Consider the following 15,531-nt stretch of genomic DNA (forward strand, 5'->3'; position numbering starts at 1 on the left):
AGTAAAAAATATATGGAAGAAGACCGATAATAAGGGTGGGAACTACCGTAAAGGAGATTAGGGAATGAAAGTTTACGTTGCGCGACAACCAATTTTTGACCAACAATTACGCGTTTGCGGCTACGAATTGTTATATCGCCGCAGCGAAAATAATATTTTTGAGAATGTAGATGATTCGTTAGCAACAGCTGACGTCATTCATAACGCTTACCTTGTGTTCAATTTTCGGGAATTGACAGAAGGGACGCGCGCGTTCATCAATTTCCCTCAGACGTTGATTGAAGGGGAAGTGCCTTCGTTGCTACCACGTCAATCGCTCGTCGTCGAAGTGCTCGAACATGTCGAACCGACGGAGAAGGTATTACAGTCTCTCCGCTCGTTGAGACGTCAAGGTTATACGATTGCACTGGATGATTTCGTATTTGAAGAGAAATATCGCCCATTGATTGGACTCGCCGACATCATCAAAATCGACTATCAAGCGACCCCAGTCGATCAACAGCAAAAATTGATTGATGCACTCGGACACCGAGTCGAATTTTTGGCGGAAAAAATCGAGACACCCGCAGAGTATGAGATTGCGAAACGACTCGGATATAAAATGTTCCAAGGGTACTTCTTTAGTCGTCCCATCGTGGTGCATGGGGCCGAAGTGCATCCGTTGCGTCACACGCTCATTGAAATGTTGAAAGAGCTCGATTGTCCGGAACCGAGTTTTCGACGGATTTCAGCGCAAATTGAGCGAAGTGTCGACCTTTCCTATAAGATGCTCCGTACGGTCAATACGGTGTATCAAAAAGGTCGTCGAACGATTGAATCAATCGAGCAAGCCGTCGCACGAATCGGACTAGATGAGTTGAAACGCTGGTCGTATTTGATGCTTCTTCGTGAGATGCAGACGTCTGAATCAAAAGAACTGATTAAACAGAGTGTCATCCGCGGGAAAATGATGGAGTTGATTGCGGAGGATACATTGACAGATGTATTACCGTTTGATGCATTCATTACGGGAATCTTCTCATCACTCGACGTCATTCTCGATGAGGCGATGCAAACGTTGATTGCAGAGCTTCCTGTGGCGCCTCCTGTAAAGGCAGCGTTACTCGGTGAACAGAATGGTTTGCGAAAGTTGTTAGATGATGTCATCGCCTACGAACAGTTGACGATTCCGCTCCATAACACAGATTCGGATTGGTCTCAATATTTCGTCGAAGCGATTCGCTGGTCTCGTAGCCTTGACGAATCGATTGAATAATGTTTGAAATATGTGAGGGGCGTCAATTACTGTAGTAAGGCTTTACTGCTGCTGACGTCCCTTTTGGTGTGCTTGTAGAGAAAGTAAGTTGATCGAATGGTTCAAACCGCTCGAATCTTAAGACCCTAAGTCTTTTTTTCTCTAACATGTCATGATATGATTGAAAACGGTACGAATTTTAGAAAAGAGGGGAATCGTCGATGGTCAATACCGTATTTTCGCTAGCGATTTATATCATAGCGATCTACGTTGCTTGGTGGGCACTCTTACCCGTCAAATGGGACAAGTTGCTCAATCAAGTGAGGAGTCCGCAAGCTGCTGTCTTGCGCGTGCTCGTAGCGGTTGTCTTCGGTTCGCTGATTGCCCAGTTCTTTTTGGAGTACATCCGACTGGCGCAGGCGCTCGCACCTATACAGTAGTCGCAGAATATTTAACAAACTGTAATCCTGCTGTAACGACTCCTATATGATTATCATGTAGGATAAATTCGTCTGACATGATGTTTTTTTCATTCAATTTGCACTTATTTATTATTCAGATTGATTAATGAATGAAAAATCATCACGTTTTGCAAACCATACAAATAATCGACATCATCACATCCGGATTCGGATATCGACGCACTATATAAAAAAACAATGAAGTTGGAGGACAAAGAGAGATATGAAGGATTTGATCGTAGTCCGTGGAGGACGTAAACTGTCAGGTACTGTGCGCGTTGAGGGAGCAAAAAACGCCGTACTCAAAACATTGGTTGCCACTCTATTAGCTAGCGAAGGAAAGTCAATCTTACAAAACGTACCACGTCTTGCTGACGTGTACACGATTAACAAAGTACTTCGTCACCTCGGTGCAGAGGTATCGTTCAATGAAGAAAAGAATGAAGTAACTGTCGATGCGTCGGGCGACATCAAAGATGAAGCACCGCTTGAGTACGTGCGGAAGATGCGTGCTTCAATCCTCGTCATGGGACCTCTTCTTGCCCGTCTCGGTCACGCTCGTGTAGCGATGCCAGGCGGATGCTCAATCGGCTCACGTCCGATTGACCTCCACTTAAAAGGATTCGAAGCGATGGGTGCGAAAACGGTCATCGGAAATGGATTCGTAGAAGCTTCTGTAGAAGGCCGTCTCCAAGGCGCTAAAATCTACTTGGACTTCCCATCTGTTGGTGCGACAGAGAACATCATGATGGCAGCTGTGCTTGCAGAGGGTACGACTATCATCGAGAACGTTGCAAAAGAACCTGAGATTGTCGACCTTGCGAACTTCTTAAACGGAATGGGCGCACACGTTCGCGGTGCAGGTACAGAAACAATCCGCATCGAAGGTGTAGAAACACTTCGCGGTGCAGAACACTCGATTATTCCAGACCGCATCGAAGCAGGTACGTTCCTCGTTGCTGGTGCGATCACAGGTAGTGACATCGAAGTCATCGGTGCAGAACGTGAGCACCTTCGTCCATTGATTTCAAAAATGGAAGAAATGGGTGTCCACTTCGAGGATACGGCAGAAGGCATGCGTGTCACGGCACCAGACGAATTGAAGCCGGTTGATGTGAAGACGATGCCACACCCAGGATTCCCGACAGACATGCAGTCACAAATGATGGCACTCGTCTTGAAAGCGGGCGGTACATCTGTCATCACGGAAACGGTGTTTGAGAATCGCTTTATGCACGTCGAAGAGTTCCGTCGTATGAACGCGGACATTAAGATTGAAGGACGTTCGGCAATCGTCAAAGGTGGCGTACGCCTTCAAGGAGCGGAAGTTGTCGCAACGGACCTTCGTGCCGGAGCAGCACTTATTCTAGCAGGTCTCATCGCGGAAGAAGAGACACGCGTTGGAGATTTATATCATATCGACCGTGGATACGTTGACTTCCACAAGAAACTTCAAGCACTCGGTGCTGACATCGAGCGTATTGAAGGAACTGTCGAAGTTGCTGAAGAAATGGTTCAGAACTAAGAAACGAGCACGAATTAGAGGGCGAGGAGAGACTCTTCTCGCTCTTTTCAATGAAGAAACGAACGGAGGAACCTATACATCATGTTTTCAAAAGATATCGGGATTGATTTAGGGACAGCAAACGTTGTCATTCACGTCAAAGGGAAAGGAATCGTCTTAGACGAACCTTCAGTCGTTGCGATAAAACGCTCTACAGGAAAAGTACTAGCAGTCGGTTCAGAAGCGTATGAGATGGTTGGTCGTACACCTGGTGATATCGTGGCGATCCGTCCTCTCCGTGACGGAGTCATCGCCGATTTCGCCACAACAGAAGAGATGCTCCGTCACTTCATCGAGAAAATTCAAGTCCGAGGCTTCTTCGGAGGCATCCGCATGCTGATTTGTACACCTGCGAACGTCACGCCGGTTGAAGCAAAAGCCATTCGTGAAGCTGCTGAGAAAGCTGGCGCGAAAGAAGTCTTCCTCGCCGTCGAACCAAAAGCTGCGGCAGTCGGTTCAGGCATGGATATTTGGAAGCCGGTTGGTCACATGATCATTGACATTGGTGGTGGGACGACCGACGTCGCCATTTTATCAATGGGAGACATCGTCTGCGGTGAGACTATCAAGATTGCAGGGGATCGCTTCGATACGGACATCCTTCGTGCCATCAAAGAGAAGCACAAGCTGATCATCGGAGAACGTACGGCTGAACAAATCAAGAAAGAAATCGCGACGGTCTTCCCAGGAGGGCGTAACGAATCGATGGATATTCGTGGACGCGACATGGTACGTGGATTGCCTCGTACGGTGACCATTACGTCAGAAGAACTTCGTGAAGCGATGGCTGAATCAGCTAATGAAATCGTCGAAGCAGCGAAGCGTGTCCTTGAACAGACGCCACCAGAACTTGCAGCGGATATCATCGACCGCGGAATCATCATGACAGGTGGGGGATCACTCCTTCACGGTCTTGACCAACTCGTCGCAGAGCGTGTCATGTTGCCGGTCATGATGGCCGAGGAGCCGACACTCAGTGTCGCGCACGGAACGGGAATCATGCTCGAAAACTTAGATCGATTGAAATAAACAGACAAGCGACCGCGTGCGGTCGCTTGTTTTTTGTATGTTCAACTCAATATTTCGGAGACGAGTGCCAACACGTTACCTTCAGAATCTTTGAAGAAACTCATCCACGTTTCTGTCGTCCCCATTTTTGCCACACAGTGTGGTTCATCAATGAAAGTCACTCCTGCATTTTTCAACTGAGCATAAGCGTCATCGATGGATGTGATACTCAAATAGAGAATTGGACTTGATTTTGCAAAAACATCATTCTCTGGAGGGGACAACATGAGGCGAACGCCCCCACAGTCGAAAAATGCGAGCAATCCTGCTTGAAAGAGAAAGGGTACCTCAAGCGTGTCTCGATAGAATTGAACGGCACGGTCTAACTCTTTGACAGGGATGTAGATTTGTTTGATTTGTTGAATGAGGCTCATGGGATTCATCCTTTCAATATGTATTTGAAACAGGAAGGGGTAACTCTGATTCAAGTTGACGTTGGAGACGGTTGGTAAGTCCTGTTGGGTGAGACATTAAGCCGATAGAAATATGTAATGGGAATAGGGTATGTAAGTCGCCAGGATAATATGAGCCATCTCGAGGTAACGTATGATTGACAATCCGAGAGACTCCTGAGGAATGGTCAATGTGTAAGACGATTGGAGCAGATATTCCGGTCCCTCGCTCAAGTTGTTGATGGTTAGGATAATATTCTTGTAGAAGCACCCATACATACACTTCCTGTCGAGTCGTACTCGTCCCGAGGATTTGATAGCTGGCATAAACATCCCCACCGAAATTAGGAGACATGACTTGAGTTGTCAAGTATCGCTCCAACACGTTCTGATTGACGTCGACGGATTGGGTAAGCGTGACAAATGATTCATCCGTCAAGGCAGCATAGAGCAAAGCACTCAATATCCATGTACAAAATGTCGTTATGATCAACTTTTTCAAATAAGCGCCTCCCAATACCGATGTGATGAATCATATACGTCCATCATATCTAAAGAGGATACGAATATATAGGTCATTCGTGGGAAAAATTGTATATAATGAAATCATTAATCAATGAGAGGGGAATCATGATGGCGCCGATTCACTAATAGACTGAACAGAATAATCAAATAGAATCGGAGGACATCATGAACAAACCACTTACACTCATTACTGGCGTCAGTCGCAATCAAGGCATCGGTGCTGCGATTGCGCGAAAACTTGCTTCTGAAGGACATGACTTGTACTTGACGCACTGGAGTCCGTTTGACGCTAAAGAAGGAATCGGGGAAGAAATTGGCTTCATCGAACGATTGGTTCAAGAACTGACTGAAGAAGGGGCCCGTGTCGAGCATGAGGCATACGATTTGGCTTCAGGAGACGAAGTCGGATTACTTGATCGAATGGAAGCTAAACTTGGTATACCGAGCAGGCTAATCCATAACGCGACCTATGAGCGACATGTCAACGTTGAGAACTTTACAACCGACGTATTGAGAAAACATTACCTGGTGAATAACGAAGGGACACTCGGACTCACCTTTGCGTTTATTGAGCGCTATAAACAAGCGGGACATCAAGATGGTCGAATCCTGTTCTTCGTATCGGGGGGACCGGATGCGAATAACCTGGCCTACATCGCAACGAAAGGTGCATTGATTGCCATCACACCTGCGTTGGCGAATGGATTAGGAGAATACGGCATTTCGGTGAATGCGTTCGATCCGGGACCGACGGATACGGGTTGGATCAATGACGAACTTCGCGAACACTTGCTACCATTGTTTCCTTACAAGCGAATGGGGACGCCTGAAGATACGGCTCGCTTCGTCGCTTTCTTGATGGGCCCAGACGGCGCATGGGTGAATGGCCAACATCTTCACGTTGACGGAGGGTTTACTGGGCGCTAATAGAGAACGTTCGATGGATACAATAAAAAAAGACATCTCACTTTAAGTGTGAGATGTCTTTTTTTAATGCCATGTATAGTCTTTATCAACAAATAAACGATTTTTTAAGTCTGTTTTAGAAATTGAAGGATTTGGTGCATCAAGCCAATCGTAATAATCACAGGCACAGGAATCACCAAGTTCGATCGAATAGCCATTATTTATTGTATTAACAGTTATATCGAGTTCATGTTCAGCTAACGTCTTTTTCAATCGATAAATCGTGTTGTATACGTTGTGTAAGGCGCGTTGTGGTTCATCGATGTCCGGGTAAAGGGTTTCGGCAAGCACCCACTTATTAATGACCTGCTTACGATGAAAAACTAAGTAGGCAAATAACTCCTCTGTTTTTTGTGTTGGCCACTTCACAAGATTTCCATCTTGCGTTCGTACCGAAAAACGATCTAGAAATTGTATGCGACAAGATTGATTGAGATTCTTTTGTTGAATCGCCTCATAGCGCTGGATGATACGCGGAATGACGTTATGAATCATCTGCTCTGTGATGGGCTTCAACAAGTAATGCGTGGCATGCAAATTGAACGCTTCAACGGCATACTGTTGATGGGCGGTCGTGAAGACGACTTGTGTCCGTTCCGGCAAATAGGTCGCCAATTCGAGTCCCGTCATTTCAGGCATCTCGATATCTAAAAAGACAAGGTCTACCGGGTGCTCTTGAATAAAAGTGAGAGCTTGAACCGGACTTTGGAATGAACCAATCCACTCAAGAGACGGCTCCTCTTTTACAATCCGCTCCATCATTCCTAAAATATGATGTTCATCTTCAATTAAAATCGTACGCATCTAAATGATTCGTCCTTTCCTGTTTTGGTAAACGCAGGTGAATGGTGGTGCCTTTTTTCAAAGTGGAAGCTAAGTCAAACGTTGCACCATGAAGGTGTTCGATTCGACTTTTAATATTGCAAATCCCGATCCCAGATGTTTTGTTTGATACGTTTGGATCAAAACCACTCCCTGTATCTTGAACATAAATCTCAATCATTCCGTTTCGTTCCTGGATAGAAAGTGTCAATCGCTTTTGTCCTGGGTGTCGATAGAGACCATGTCGCACGGCATTTTCAACGAGTGGTTGAATTAATAAAGGTGGAATCGAACAGTCGAGAAGAGATTCATCAATTTCTTTCTCGACGTAGAACGAATCACGAAACCGTGTCTGTTCAATGGCGAGATACGAGTCAATCATATCGACTTCTTGACGAATCGATATCTCATTTTCAGTTCGACCATTTTCAAAAATGAAGCGGACGTAAGTGCTCAAGTGACTGAGTAGACGAGCCGCATCGGGTGGAGACGTGTAACAGAGTGCAATCACATTTCCAAACGTATTGTAAAGGAAGTGAGGTTTGATTTGAGCGTTAAAGAAGGACATCTCATGCTGAGAAGCCAACACCTCGACTTGTTGCTTTTTCCTTTTGTCGGTAGACAGGTGAATCGGTAGAAGTAAAAACATCAATAGGAAATAGATGATGGTAAACGTATTGGCGTACAATTGTTGATTAGGCGAGACGATGAACGTCGATGTCATGATTCCGATATACCCGACGAGTTGGGCGAGTGTGAAAGTTAGTAACTCGAGCGGATTGCCTGTCTTGTACTTTTCAAGAAGCCATCCAATATTCAATCCGACCCAGAAGAACGTGATAAATAAAACGATCATCCATACAAAGTATTCATACACTTCGTAAACGGAAGAGGGCAGGAAGATGGCTAGTACAGTCAATCCATATAGTGGATATCTCGAAATGGCCAAAAACCGGTCAAATGACACACGTTCCAAACATCGCGAAAACTCGATTAACATGATGATACTCAGTAAGGCTAAACTTAACGTCAACTTATCACTACCCGAGATCCACATGCCGTCTCGGGACATGATTGAAAAACTCGTCAACAAAAAGAAGGCTGTCCCGAAACCATACAACCGTTCATTTCGGTGAAAGAGATAGACGATGGCATAGAACATGGCAATCAAAAGTGAAATGAGCAACATGAAAAATTCGTAGCCGGCATAAGCGTTTTGAGTGGTCATGATGGCATGTAACGGTCCGACTAATATACTTTCTTCGAGGGGTGCGAAATTACCTGCCTGTCGTTCATGTTGAATCGTCAGTCGGAATTGTTTTGTCTCATCATCGAGCAGGAGGAGAGACGGCTGCTCGACGAGACGATTGTTTCCAATTTGTATCGTTTCAACCATTTTCCCATCTATCAAAATCGTAGAGGAGGATAGGGACTTTGGAATGAGCAAGGCATACGTACCGGTTGGCAACGCGATATCGAGTTCATAGGTAGATTCACGATAAGGGGTTGTAAACGGAATGGTTCGATAGGAGCGGCGATCAACTTGGGTGACAATCCCTGACTCATAGCGCCATGAGCCGTCTAGTCGCAAAATCTCTTCGTCGACAGTAGAAGAGAGAAGAGAAGCTTCGCCCTTGTTAACGGTGACGATCGGATTGATTGACTGATGTCGAATCAATAAAGTGAGACTGACGCCAACCAACATCACAAGGATGAGGATAAACGTCATTCGATTACGCGTCATGAACACATTCCCTTCAATCTTTGTGAGTTTCTTGTGAGGTCATTCCGTTATTCTTTCTAATAGGTGAATGAATTTTTGAAGTGACTCTCCGTCTCATCATCGTACCCGAACTTTTTTTGTTTGAACAGAAAAAGTCATTCACCGTACGAAGTGAGGCATTCTAAGAGTGAAGGAAGAAGGCATTCCATGAAACGTTGGATTGAACAACGCATTAGTCGACAAGTTATGACGATTTTTTATATATTGATTGCCTTAGTGACGCTCACATCGATTGGAACCTATTTTTATACACAGCAATCGATTCAAGAGACGACCGTAAAATTAGAACGAATTAGTGAGCAACGTGCACGGGCGACAGACCTGTTTGAAACGTGGCAATCGATGCAATATGAATTACGAGGGCACGTCCTGTTAGGAGAACGTGCGCTATTAGAAGAAGTAAGAACAGCTCAAACGAATATCGACGAGCAAACGACCTGGTTCGAAGAACAGGCAAGAAACGCGGAAGAAGTACAGTTCGCAGAGGATGCAAGACTTCTCTTCTCAATCTATACGACACGCGTCATGCCGGCACTTGAACAATATGTGGTTGCGAAGCAGGCAGGAGAAATCGATGAATCGTTCCTGCAGATGCGCACCGTAGGGCAATTTATGCCGATAAATGAAACATCGACTCAGACGCGATTTAAACTGAACTCAAGTAGTGCTGCCGATATGAGTGCGAGCATCGTCGATATGGAGTCGGTCTTTACCGATTATCGACAAAATCTTGATTTTCAAGAAAGTGAATTGCGAGATGCGCTGTCAAAACAGTTAGTGAAAGCCCAATGGATGTGGCTTTTGATTCTACTCGGGGCATTGTTCATATTGTTTGTCGGGTTGCAACCATATATTTTAAGGTTGACCAATCAACTGCAGACGCTGATGGTAAACAGTGAGCGTCTCGCGAGCAACCCGAGCGCGACACTCATCCCGATTAAACCACTGCAAAACGAAGTCGGACAGTTGTCGAAAGCGTTTAATGAGATGGCGACCTCACTTCGGACCCAACAAGATCAAGTCGATCTCGAACGTGAGAAGACCGCTCGAATTTTGCACACGATGCGCGATTCTATCGTCTATACGGAACTCAAAACGAATGAACGCTTTGGGAACAGTGCGCTCTTTGACTTATATGAACATCCGATTCCGACGACAGAACGGGGCAGTCTATACCCAATTGCGATGTACTATCCGATGTTCATGAACCAGATTGATGATCAAGAAGGATTGAACGGTTTCACGAAGCGTGCTAAAGAAGAAGGCATGTTCGATGAAACGTTCACCTATACGATGCAAGAGGGTCAGAAAACGATTCGCATGTACGCCGAACCGATTGATCTTCAAAATGAACGTGTAGGTGTCATCTTTGTTTCACGAGATATTACCCAGGAAACAGAAATCAATCGCTTGAAGACAGAACTTGTGGCGACAGTATCCCATGAGCTTCGGACGCCCCTTACCTCGATTCTCGGTTTTTTAGAACTGCTCAAAAGTCGTCAATTGGAAAACACGAAGCGAGAGCGCTATTTAGACATGATTGCGAGTGAGACAAAGCGGCTCGAACGACTCGTGAGTGACTTGCTAGATGTTCAAAAAATGGAGGCGGGTATGAGCGTACCTGACTTTAAAGTAGAGAGTCTATACGATTTATTATCAGATCTCCTCGAAATCCACGCAGGGTCGACAGAGCATCATTTCTTCCACTTTGATTGTGAAGAATCGCTATTCGTCGCGGGAGATCCGGCCCAATTACGTCAAGTCTTCTCGAACATCTTGAACAATGCCATCAAGTATTCTCCAAGAGGTGGGAATGTGACAGTCGATGTCACGTGTGAAGATGACACGATTCAAATCGGGATCACGGATGAAGGGTTAGGACTTTCGGAAGAAGATGCAGCACGAATCTTTGATAAATTTTATCGTTCGGCATCAGAAGAAAGTAAACGGATTGGTGGAACCGGATTAGGTTTAGCAATCTGTAAAGAAATCGTTCAACTGCACGGTGGTACCATCTCTGTTCAATCTCAACTAGGAGAAGGAACGACGATGATTGTCGAGTTACCGATGGTCGACCATGTCAATGAAGAGAGTTCATCCTAATTTATGGGATGAACTTTTTTTGAAAAAACGGTGAATGTCACGCTCGTTTGGTACGATATAGAGAGTGAATCATGTTATAGGATGAAAGGAAGACGATTATGCTACGCGGATTATATACAGCAGCGGGAGCGATGAATGCCCTGCAGCGCCAACAAGAGATTTTGAGCAACAACCTTGGTAACGTGAGAACACCAGGCTTCAAAGCGTCTGATGGCGTGGTACGTTCGTTTCCGGAGATGCTTCTTGCACAAGTCAGCAATCCGGATAACGCGAAATCGCGCGTGAAGGGAGAAGTAGGTACCCTATCAATGGGCGTCTATCTTCAAGAAACAATGCCCCGTTTCTCAGCTGGAAGTATCACAGAATCCGGTAGCCCGACCGACTTGTATTTAAAGGCACCTACTGATTTTGCGGGAGCCCCGATGTTTGCAGTCGAACAAGGCGGCGAGACGTTGTATACGACAAATGGACGCTTCTCGATCGATGAGGCGCTCTTCCTTCGTTCTGCGGACGGCGGATATATCCTTTCTGATGAAGGGGAACGAATCCAACTGCCATCGAGCGAGTTTCAAGTAGGGAAAGATGGTGTCATCACATCGCTTGGACAAAACGTGGCGACTCTTGGTGCCTACCAAATCGATGACTTGACGACTCTTGAACAAGTCGGCAATGACTGGCGTGTGACGGGTGATGCCCCGGCGCAGGCCCAGGTCGAAGTACTACAAGGATTTATTGAAGAAGCGAACGTCAACCTCGACCAGACGATGGCAGACTTGATGATGACGTATCGTCAGTTTGAGGCGAATCAAAAGGTCGTCCAAGCGTATGATAAAAGTGCCGAGCGAGCAATCGAAATCGCTCGTATTCGTTAAGGAGGAACACCATGCAGTCCATTTATAACTCGGTCAACTCTCTGTCTCAACTTCAGCGTCAATTAGATGTGACAGGTCACAATATTGCAAACGTCGATACGGTCGGCTTTAAGCGTCAACAGGGGCATTTTGCTTCGCTATTGTCGCAGGCGTATAACAACCAACCGCGTCCTGAATTCGAAGTCGGTCGAGACACACCGAACGGGATTCGGATTGGAGTCGGGGGACATGTCGCCGATATTACACAGCAGTTCAATATCGGACAAGTACGTACGACAGATCGTGGATTGGACGTCTTTTTAAAGGCGAGCCGTCAATTTTTTGTCGTGGACACGCCGAACGGTGTCGGGGTGACTCGAAGTGGAAACATGCAATTGTCAGTCGGTGACGAGACGACGCTCGTTGATGTGAACGGGAATCCGCTTCTTGGAGATGACGGTAATCCAATCACGATGCCGAACGATGCGACGAATCAGCGCATTCGTCAAGACGGTGTGATCGTTGCGAGTGTGAATGGCGTTGAACAAGAATTCGGACGTCTCGACATCGTAGAAGTCCGCAATACGTCGGAATTACGTCCGCTCGGAGATAACGTGTTCGCAGCGGATTTGGAGACCGAAGTCGATCGTCCACTCGGAAATCTATTGATTGAAGGGACACTCGAGTCATCGAACGTTGATTTGACGAAAGAGATGACTGATATGACAATCACACAACGAGCATATCAAATGAATTCACGGGCGATGTCGATGAGCGATCAGATGATGGGGCTTGTCACGGCGTTACGTCCATAACGCCTACCGCTTCTCGAGCCGAGAAGCGGTTTTTTTATAGACAAAGGGGGAGAAGCATCAATGCGGATTGTAGTCGCGATGGATTCATTCAAAGGCTCACTTTCGAGTATGGAAGCAAATCAAGCGGTCCTTCGTGCGCTTGAAGGGCATGAGGTCACCATCATACCGATCTCTGACGGAGGAGAAGGTTTTTTGGATGCTTGGATTGCGACACATGCAGAAGGAACCATTACAGAAGAAAATGTCGTGTGCTTGGATGGAATACAGCGCGTTGCACGTTTTGGTTTCGAGCCGTCAACGAGGCACGCGGTAATCGAAGTGGCGGAAACAGCAGGATTGACACTCCTCGCTCATGTCGATCCGTGGCGCTACAGTTCAGTCGGAGTCGGTCAACAGATCGTTCAAGCGCTAGAGCGTGGGGCGAAGATCATCACCGTCGGGCTCGGAGGGAGCGGGACGATGGATGGTGGAAAAGGATTGCTTGAGGCGTTAGGTGTTCGTTTTCTCGATGCGAACGGTGCTGTGTTATCGACCATCCCCCATCGAGTAGAAGAAGTGGCATCAATTGATTGGTCCGGTCTTCATCCGCGTGCGCGCGAGGTCGTATGGAGAATGTCTTCCGATGTACAGAACCCATTGATTGGTGAAAGCGGAGCAGCCTATGTGTTCGGCCCCCAGAAAGGATTGGCGGCAGATGTAGTGAAGCGATATGACCGGATTCTCAATCACTACGCGAACTGTTTTGAAGTGGATAGAAGAGCACTTCCTGGAGCAGGGGCGGCTGGCGGCATCGGCTTTGCGCTATTGCAGCTTGGTGCAACCTACGTGAGTGGCATCGAAGAAGTAATCAGTTGGTCTAAGCTCGAAGAACAGTTAGAAAAAGCAGATTGGCTGATTACAGGAGAGGGTAAATTTGACGCGCAAAGCTTTGAGGGAAAGGCACCGTATGGGTTGGCGCGCCTTGCACATACGCGCGGGGTCCCGACCCTCGTCTTCACCGGACAGTCCGATTACACATCGCATATGGAGTCCGGCATCGTCGCCATTTTTCCAATCGTGTCTCGGATCATGACGTTAGAAGAAGCGATTTGGGAAGCAGCTCCACTATTGACGAATGCGGTCCAACGCGTGCGTCACCTCATTGAAAAGGCGCCACGACAGTAGTCGGGCGCCTTCGCATTCATAAAGAACGATTTTTTAGCAAATCACGAATCTCTGTCAACAGTTGCTCTTCTTTCGTTGGGGTCGGAATAGCAGCTTCCTCCACTTCTTTTTCACGCTGTAAACGATTGATGACTTTGACAATCAAGAAGAGGGCGATGGCGATCAAGAAGAAGGACACAATCTGTTGAATAAAATTGCCATATAACACATCCACTCCGAGTACACTTGCTTTTAAGCCAGAAAAATCGATTCCTCCAATAATGATTCCGAGAAGCGGCATAAAGATATCATTGACGAGTGAGTTCACGATGGCAGTGAACGCTGCACCAAGTACGACAGCAATCGCCAAGTCGATGACGTTTCCCCGCATTGCGAATTTTTTAAATTCATTCCACATAGACAAACCTCCTGACATTGAATAGTCTAAGCGTAGCATATTTGAAGGGAAGAAATAAATAAATCGTTCGACTTCTATAAGGGAAGGATGCTTGTTCGACTTTTCTGCATAGGGTACACTAAAAAGGTAGCAATTTACGCATTTTAATACCAGGTACTAATATGATATAATCATTTTAGCTGAAAGGATGGTTGGACGTGGCGAACGATGAACAGACGAGTTCGGAAGAACAAAAAGGTTCACCAGAACAAGAGACGAAGCAGAAAAAGCAATCGCGATTATCGAATCATCGTCGATTCCCGATTTTACTGCGCGTGCTCGTTGTTTTAGTGTTGGCAATCGCGATGCTCGCCCTCGGAGCGGTCATCGGATATAGCGTCATTGGCGGAGGCGATTGGAAAGATGTATTTGATATCGAGACCTGGCGCCATATCACCGATTTTTGGCTAACCTCTTAAAGGCGGTGGATGGATGTATACAATTGAGCAAATCAAAGAAGTAATCCCACACAGATACCCGTTTCTGTTAATTGATCGAATTATTGAAGTCGAGGAAAAGAAGCGTGCTGTTGGATTAAAAAATGTCACGGCGAATGAAGAGTTCTTTAACGGGCATTTCCCAGACTATAATGTCATGCCAGGTGTCTTGATTGTTGAAGCACTCGCACAAGTCGGTGCTTTTGCAATGTTGAAAGACGAATCGAATCGAGGCAAGCTCGCCTTTTTTGCAGGGATTGACAACTGCCGTTTCAAACGCCAAGTCGTCCCGGGTGATCAACTTCGTCTCGAGGTAGAAATCATGAAAATTCGTGGACCAATCGGTAAAGGACGTGCCGTGGCCACGGTCGACGGAGAAGTTGCTTGTGAAGCAGAACTCACTTTCGCCTTGAAGTAAGGAGAAATGGGATGCGTGCTTTAGTCATTGTATTATTAGTTGGCTTGATGACGATTGTGGGTTGTCAGCAGCTCCAGACAGAAGAGTCGAGTGAAGAGAACGTCGTTTACGAGCAAAATGTGGATGAAACGATGATTGATAAACGTGCAGGACAGTCCGATGCAATCGCCGTTTCTCTTGAACGAACGAATAACACGACGATGCTCTTCACGATTCGAATGCTCGAAAATCGTCGTCTTGATCCGACGACGGTCATGAGTTATGAGGTCGAAGGCGAACGCGTTGCGATTCCATTTGGTGAACTGATTGCAGAGCGTGAAGAGGATATTCGGACGTATGAGTATCAGACGGACGTAGACCCGGATCTGTTCGTATCAGAGACACTTCCACTCTTCCATCTCGTTGAAGAGGGTGAATCGGAAGTCACGATACCACTCGAAGTCATTAATTCGACAAATGGTGAATAAGAAACAGGCGATGTTGTCGAAAATC

At 46.3% G+C, this 15,531-nt stretch carries 17 protein-coding genes; 12 read left to right on the forward strand and 5 right to left on the reverse strand.

Translation table 11 applies throughout. From position 1 onward, the window contains the following. The first annotated feature begins 64 nt into the window (after nt 1-64). From KNO69_RS01395 to mreB, 4 genes are all read left to right on the forward strand, one after another. Entirely contained in the window at nt 65-1,255 is a 1,191-nt protein-coding gene (locus KNO69_RS01395) for an EAL and HDOD domain-containing protein (RefSeq protein WP_214815462.1), read from the forward strand. Between the two features lie 200 nt (nt 1,256-1,455). Further along, nucleotides 1,456-1,674 (forward strand): DUF1146 family protein, encoded by a 219-nt coding sequence (locus tag KNO69_RS01400; protein WP_031422262.1) that lies wholly within the window; start codon nt 1,456-1,458, stop codon nt 1,672-1,674. 244 nt (nt 1,675-1,918) lie between these two features. Beyond that, complete coding sequence (gene murA / locus KNO69_RS01405) at nt 1,919-3,220, forward strand: UDP-N-acetylglucosamine 1-carboxyvinyltransferase (RefSeq protein WP_012727351.1); 1,302 nt, start codon at nt 1,919-1,921, stop codon at nt 3,218-3,220. Nucleotides 3,221-3,301: 81 nt separating this feature from the next. Beyond that, nucleotides 3,302-4,288, forward strand: coding sequence for a rod shape-determining protein (mreB, locus tag KNO69_RS01410; RefSeq protein WP_074035738.1), 987 nt, complete (start codon nt 3,302-3,304; stop codon nt 4,286-4,288). A gap of 41 nt (nt 4,289-4,329) precedes the next feature. Here mreB and KNO69_RS01415 read toward each other — a convergent pair whose 3' ends face one another. Both KNO69_RS01415 and KNO69_RS01420 read right to left on the reverse strand, forming a co-directional pair. Continuing rightward, complete coding sequence (locus KNO69_RS01415; RefSeq protein ID WP_214815464.1) at nt 4,330-4,701, reverse strand: VOC family protein; 372 nt, start codon at nt 4,699-4,701, stop codon at nt 4,330-4,332. Nucleotides 4,702-4,714: 13 nt separating this feature from the next. Further along, nucleotides 4,715-5,221: a hypothetical protein gene (locus KNO69_RS01420; protein ID WP_214686041.1), complete on the reverse strand. Its 507-nt coding sequence runs from the start codon at nt 5,219-5,221 to the stop codon at nt 4,715-4,717. Nucleotides 5,222-5,409: 188 nt separating this feature from the next. Between KNO69_RS01420 and KNO69_RS01425 the strand changes: the two genes are divergently transcribed. Further along, on the forward strand, nt 5,410-6,171 hold the full coding sequence (locus KNO69_RS01425; protein WP_159562967.1) for an SDR family oxidoreductase: 762 nt from the start codon (nt 5,410-5,412) through the stop codon (nt 6,169-6,171). A 63-nt stretch (nt 6,172-6,234) separates the two neighbouring features. Here KNO69_RS01425 and KNO69_RS01430 read toward each other — a convergent pair whose 3' ends face one another. Next, entirely contained in the window at nt 6,235-7,014 is a 780-nt protein-coding gene (locus KNO69_RS01430; RefSeq protein ID WP_159562966.1) for a response regulator, read from the reverse strand. Beyond that, nucleotides 6,995-8,776 carry a sensor histidine kinase gene (locus tag KNO69_RS01435; RefSeq protein ID WP_214815467.1) on the reverse strand — a complete coding sequence of 594 codons (1,782 nt, stop codon included), beginning with the start codon at nt 8,774-8,776 and terminating at the stop codon, nt 6,995-6,997. Before KNO69_RS01435 ends, KNO69_RS01430 begins: the two co-directional genes overlap by 20 nt. Nucleotides 8,777-8,962: 186 nt before the next feature. Here KNO69_RS01435 and KNO69_RS01440 point away from each other — a divergent pair, with 186 nt between their 5' ends. The 4 genes from KNO69_RS01440 (at nt 8,963) to KNO69_RS01455 (ending at nt 13,748) form a co-directional block, all read left to right on the forward strand. Further along, the gene (locus KNO69_RS01440) at nt 8,963-10,918 is read left to right on the forward strand and encodes a HAMP domain-containing sensor histidine kinase (protein ID WP_214815469.1); all 1,956 of its coding nucleotides are present in this window, start codon (nt 8,963-8,965) and stop codon (nt 10,916-10,918) included. A 98-nt stretch (nt 10,919-11,016) separates the two neighbouring features. After that, entirely contained in the window at nt 11,017-11,790 is a 774-nt protein-coding gene (locus KNO69_RS01445) for a flagellar hook-basal body protein (protein ID WP_214815471.1), read from the forward strand. An 11-nt stretch (nt 11,791-11,801) separates the two neighbouring features. After that, a complete protein-coding gene (locus KNO69_RS01450; protein ID WP_214815473.1) occupies nt 11,802-12,584 on the forward strand; it encodes a flagellar hook-basal body protein in 783 nt (260 codons plus the stop codon). Between the two features lie 60 nt (nt 12,585-12,644). Beyond that, complete coding sequence (locus KNO69_RS01455) at nt 12,645-13,748, forward strand: glycerate kinase family protein (RefSeq protein WP_214815475.1); 1,104 nt, start codon at nt 12,645-12,647, stop codon at nt 13,746-13,748. A 16-nt stretch (nt 13,749-13,764) separates the two neighbouring features. On the opposite strand, the gene mscL is transcribed toward KNO69_RS01455, so the two are convergent. Next, a complete protein-coding gene (mscL, locus tag KNO69_RS01460) occupies nt 13,765-14,145 on the reverse strand; it encodes a large conductance mechanosensitive channel protein MscL (RefSeq protein WP_214815477.1) in 381 nt (126 codons plus the stop codon). Between the two features lie 197 nt (nt 14,146-14,342). On the opposite strand from mscL, the gene KNO69_RS01465 reads away from it, so the two are divergent. From KNO69_RS01465 to KNO69_RS01475, 3 genes are read left to right on the forward strand one after another with little or no spacing between them, the layout of a single operon-like run. Further along, nucleotides 14,343-14,603 carry a DNA-directed RNA polymerase subunit beta gene (locus KNO69_RS01465; RefSeq protein ID WP_031422281.1) on the forward strand — a complete coding sequence of 87 codons (261 nt, stop codon included), beginning with the start codon at nt 14,343-14,345 and terminating at the stop codon, nt 14,601-14,603. A 13-nt stretch (nt 14,604-14,616) separates the two neighbouring features. Continuing rightward, nucleotides 14,617-15,039: a 3-hydroxyacyl-ACP dehydratase FabZ gene (gene fabZ, locus KNO69_RS01470; RefSeq protein WP_031422282.1), complete on the forward strand. Its 423-nt coding sequence runs from the start codon at nt 14,617-14,619 to the stop codon at nt 15,037-15,039. An 11-nt stretch (nt 15,040-15,050) separates the two neighbouring features. Then, complete coding sequence (locus KNO69_RS01475) at nt 15,051-15,506, forward strand: hypothetical protein (protein ID WP_012727337.1); 456 nt, start codon at nt 15,051-15,053, stop codon at nt 15,504-15,506. Nucleotides 15,507-15,531: the final 25 nt, after the last annotated feature.

Origin of the sequence: Exiguobacterium sp. s131 (assembly GCF_018617345.1) — a bacterium.
GTDB classification, from domain to species: domain Bacteria; phylum Bacillota; class Bacilli; order Exiguobacteriales; family Exiguobacteriaceae; genus Exiguobacterium; species Exiguobacterium profundum.

Excerpts from the sequence above, each read along its gene's own strand:
- mscL (WP_214815477.1), bottom strand. The coding sequence starts at position 14,145 with ATGTGGAATGAATTTAAAAAATTCGCAATGCGGGGAAACGTCATCGAC.
- fabZ (WP_031422282.1), top strand. The coding sequence starts at position 14,617 with ATGTATACAATTGAGCAAATCAAAGAAGTAATCCCACACAGATACCCG.
- KNO69_RS01435 (WP_214815467.1), bottom strand. The coding sequence starts at position 8,776 with ATGACGCGTAATCGAATGACGTTTATCCTCATCCTTGTGATGTTGGTT.
- KNO69_RS01425 (WP_159562967.1), top strand. The coding sequence starts at position 5,410 with ATGAACAAACCACTTACACTCATTACTGGCGTCAGTCGCAATCAAGGC.
- KNO69_RS01400 (WP_031422262.1), top strand. The coding sequence starts at position 1,456 with ATGGTCAATACCGTATTTTCGCTAGCGATTTATATCATAGCGATCTAC.
- KNO69_RS01450 (WP_214815473.1), top strand. The coding sequence starts at position 11,802 with ATGCAGTCCATTTATAACTCGGTCAACTCTCTGTCTCAACTTCAGCGT.
- mreB (WP_074035738.1), top strand. The coding sequence starts at position 3,302 with ATGTTTTCAAAAGATATCGGGATTGATTTAGGGACAGCAAACGTTGTC.
- KNO69_RS01455 (WP_214815475.1), top strand. The coding sequence starts at position 12,645 with ATGCGGATTGTAGTCGCGATGGATTCATTCAAAGGCTCACTTTCGAGT.
- KNO69_RS01430 (WP_159562966.1), bottom strand. The coding sequence starts at position 7,014 with ATGCGTACGATTTTAATTGAAGATGAACATCATATTTTAGGAATGATG.
- KNO69_RS01445 (WP_214815471.1), top strand. The coding sequence starts at position 11,017 with ATGCTACGCGGATTATATACAGCAGCGGGAGCGATGAATGCCCTGCAG.
- murA (WP_012727351.1), top strand. The coding sequence starts at position 1,919 with ATGAAGGATTTGATCGTAGTCCGTGGAGGACGTAAACTGTCAGGTACT.
- KNO69_RS01440 (WP_214815469.1), top strand. The coding sequence starts at position 8,963 with ATGAAACGTTGGATTGAACAACGCATTAGTCGACAAGTTATGACGATT.
- KNO69_RS01415 (WP_214815464.1), bottom strand. The coding sequence starts at position 4,701 with ATGAGCCTCATTCAACAAATCAAACAAATCTACATCCCTGTCAAAGAG.
- KNO69_RS01395 (WP_214815462.1), top strand. The coding sequence starts at position 65 with ATGAAAGTTTACGTTGCGCGACAACCAATTTTTGACCAACAATTACGC.
- KNO69_RS01475 (WP_012727337.1), top strand. The coding sequence starts at position 15,051 with ATGCGTGCTTTAGTCATTGTATTATTAGTTGGCTTGATGACGATTGTG.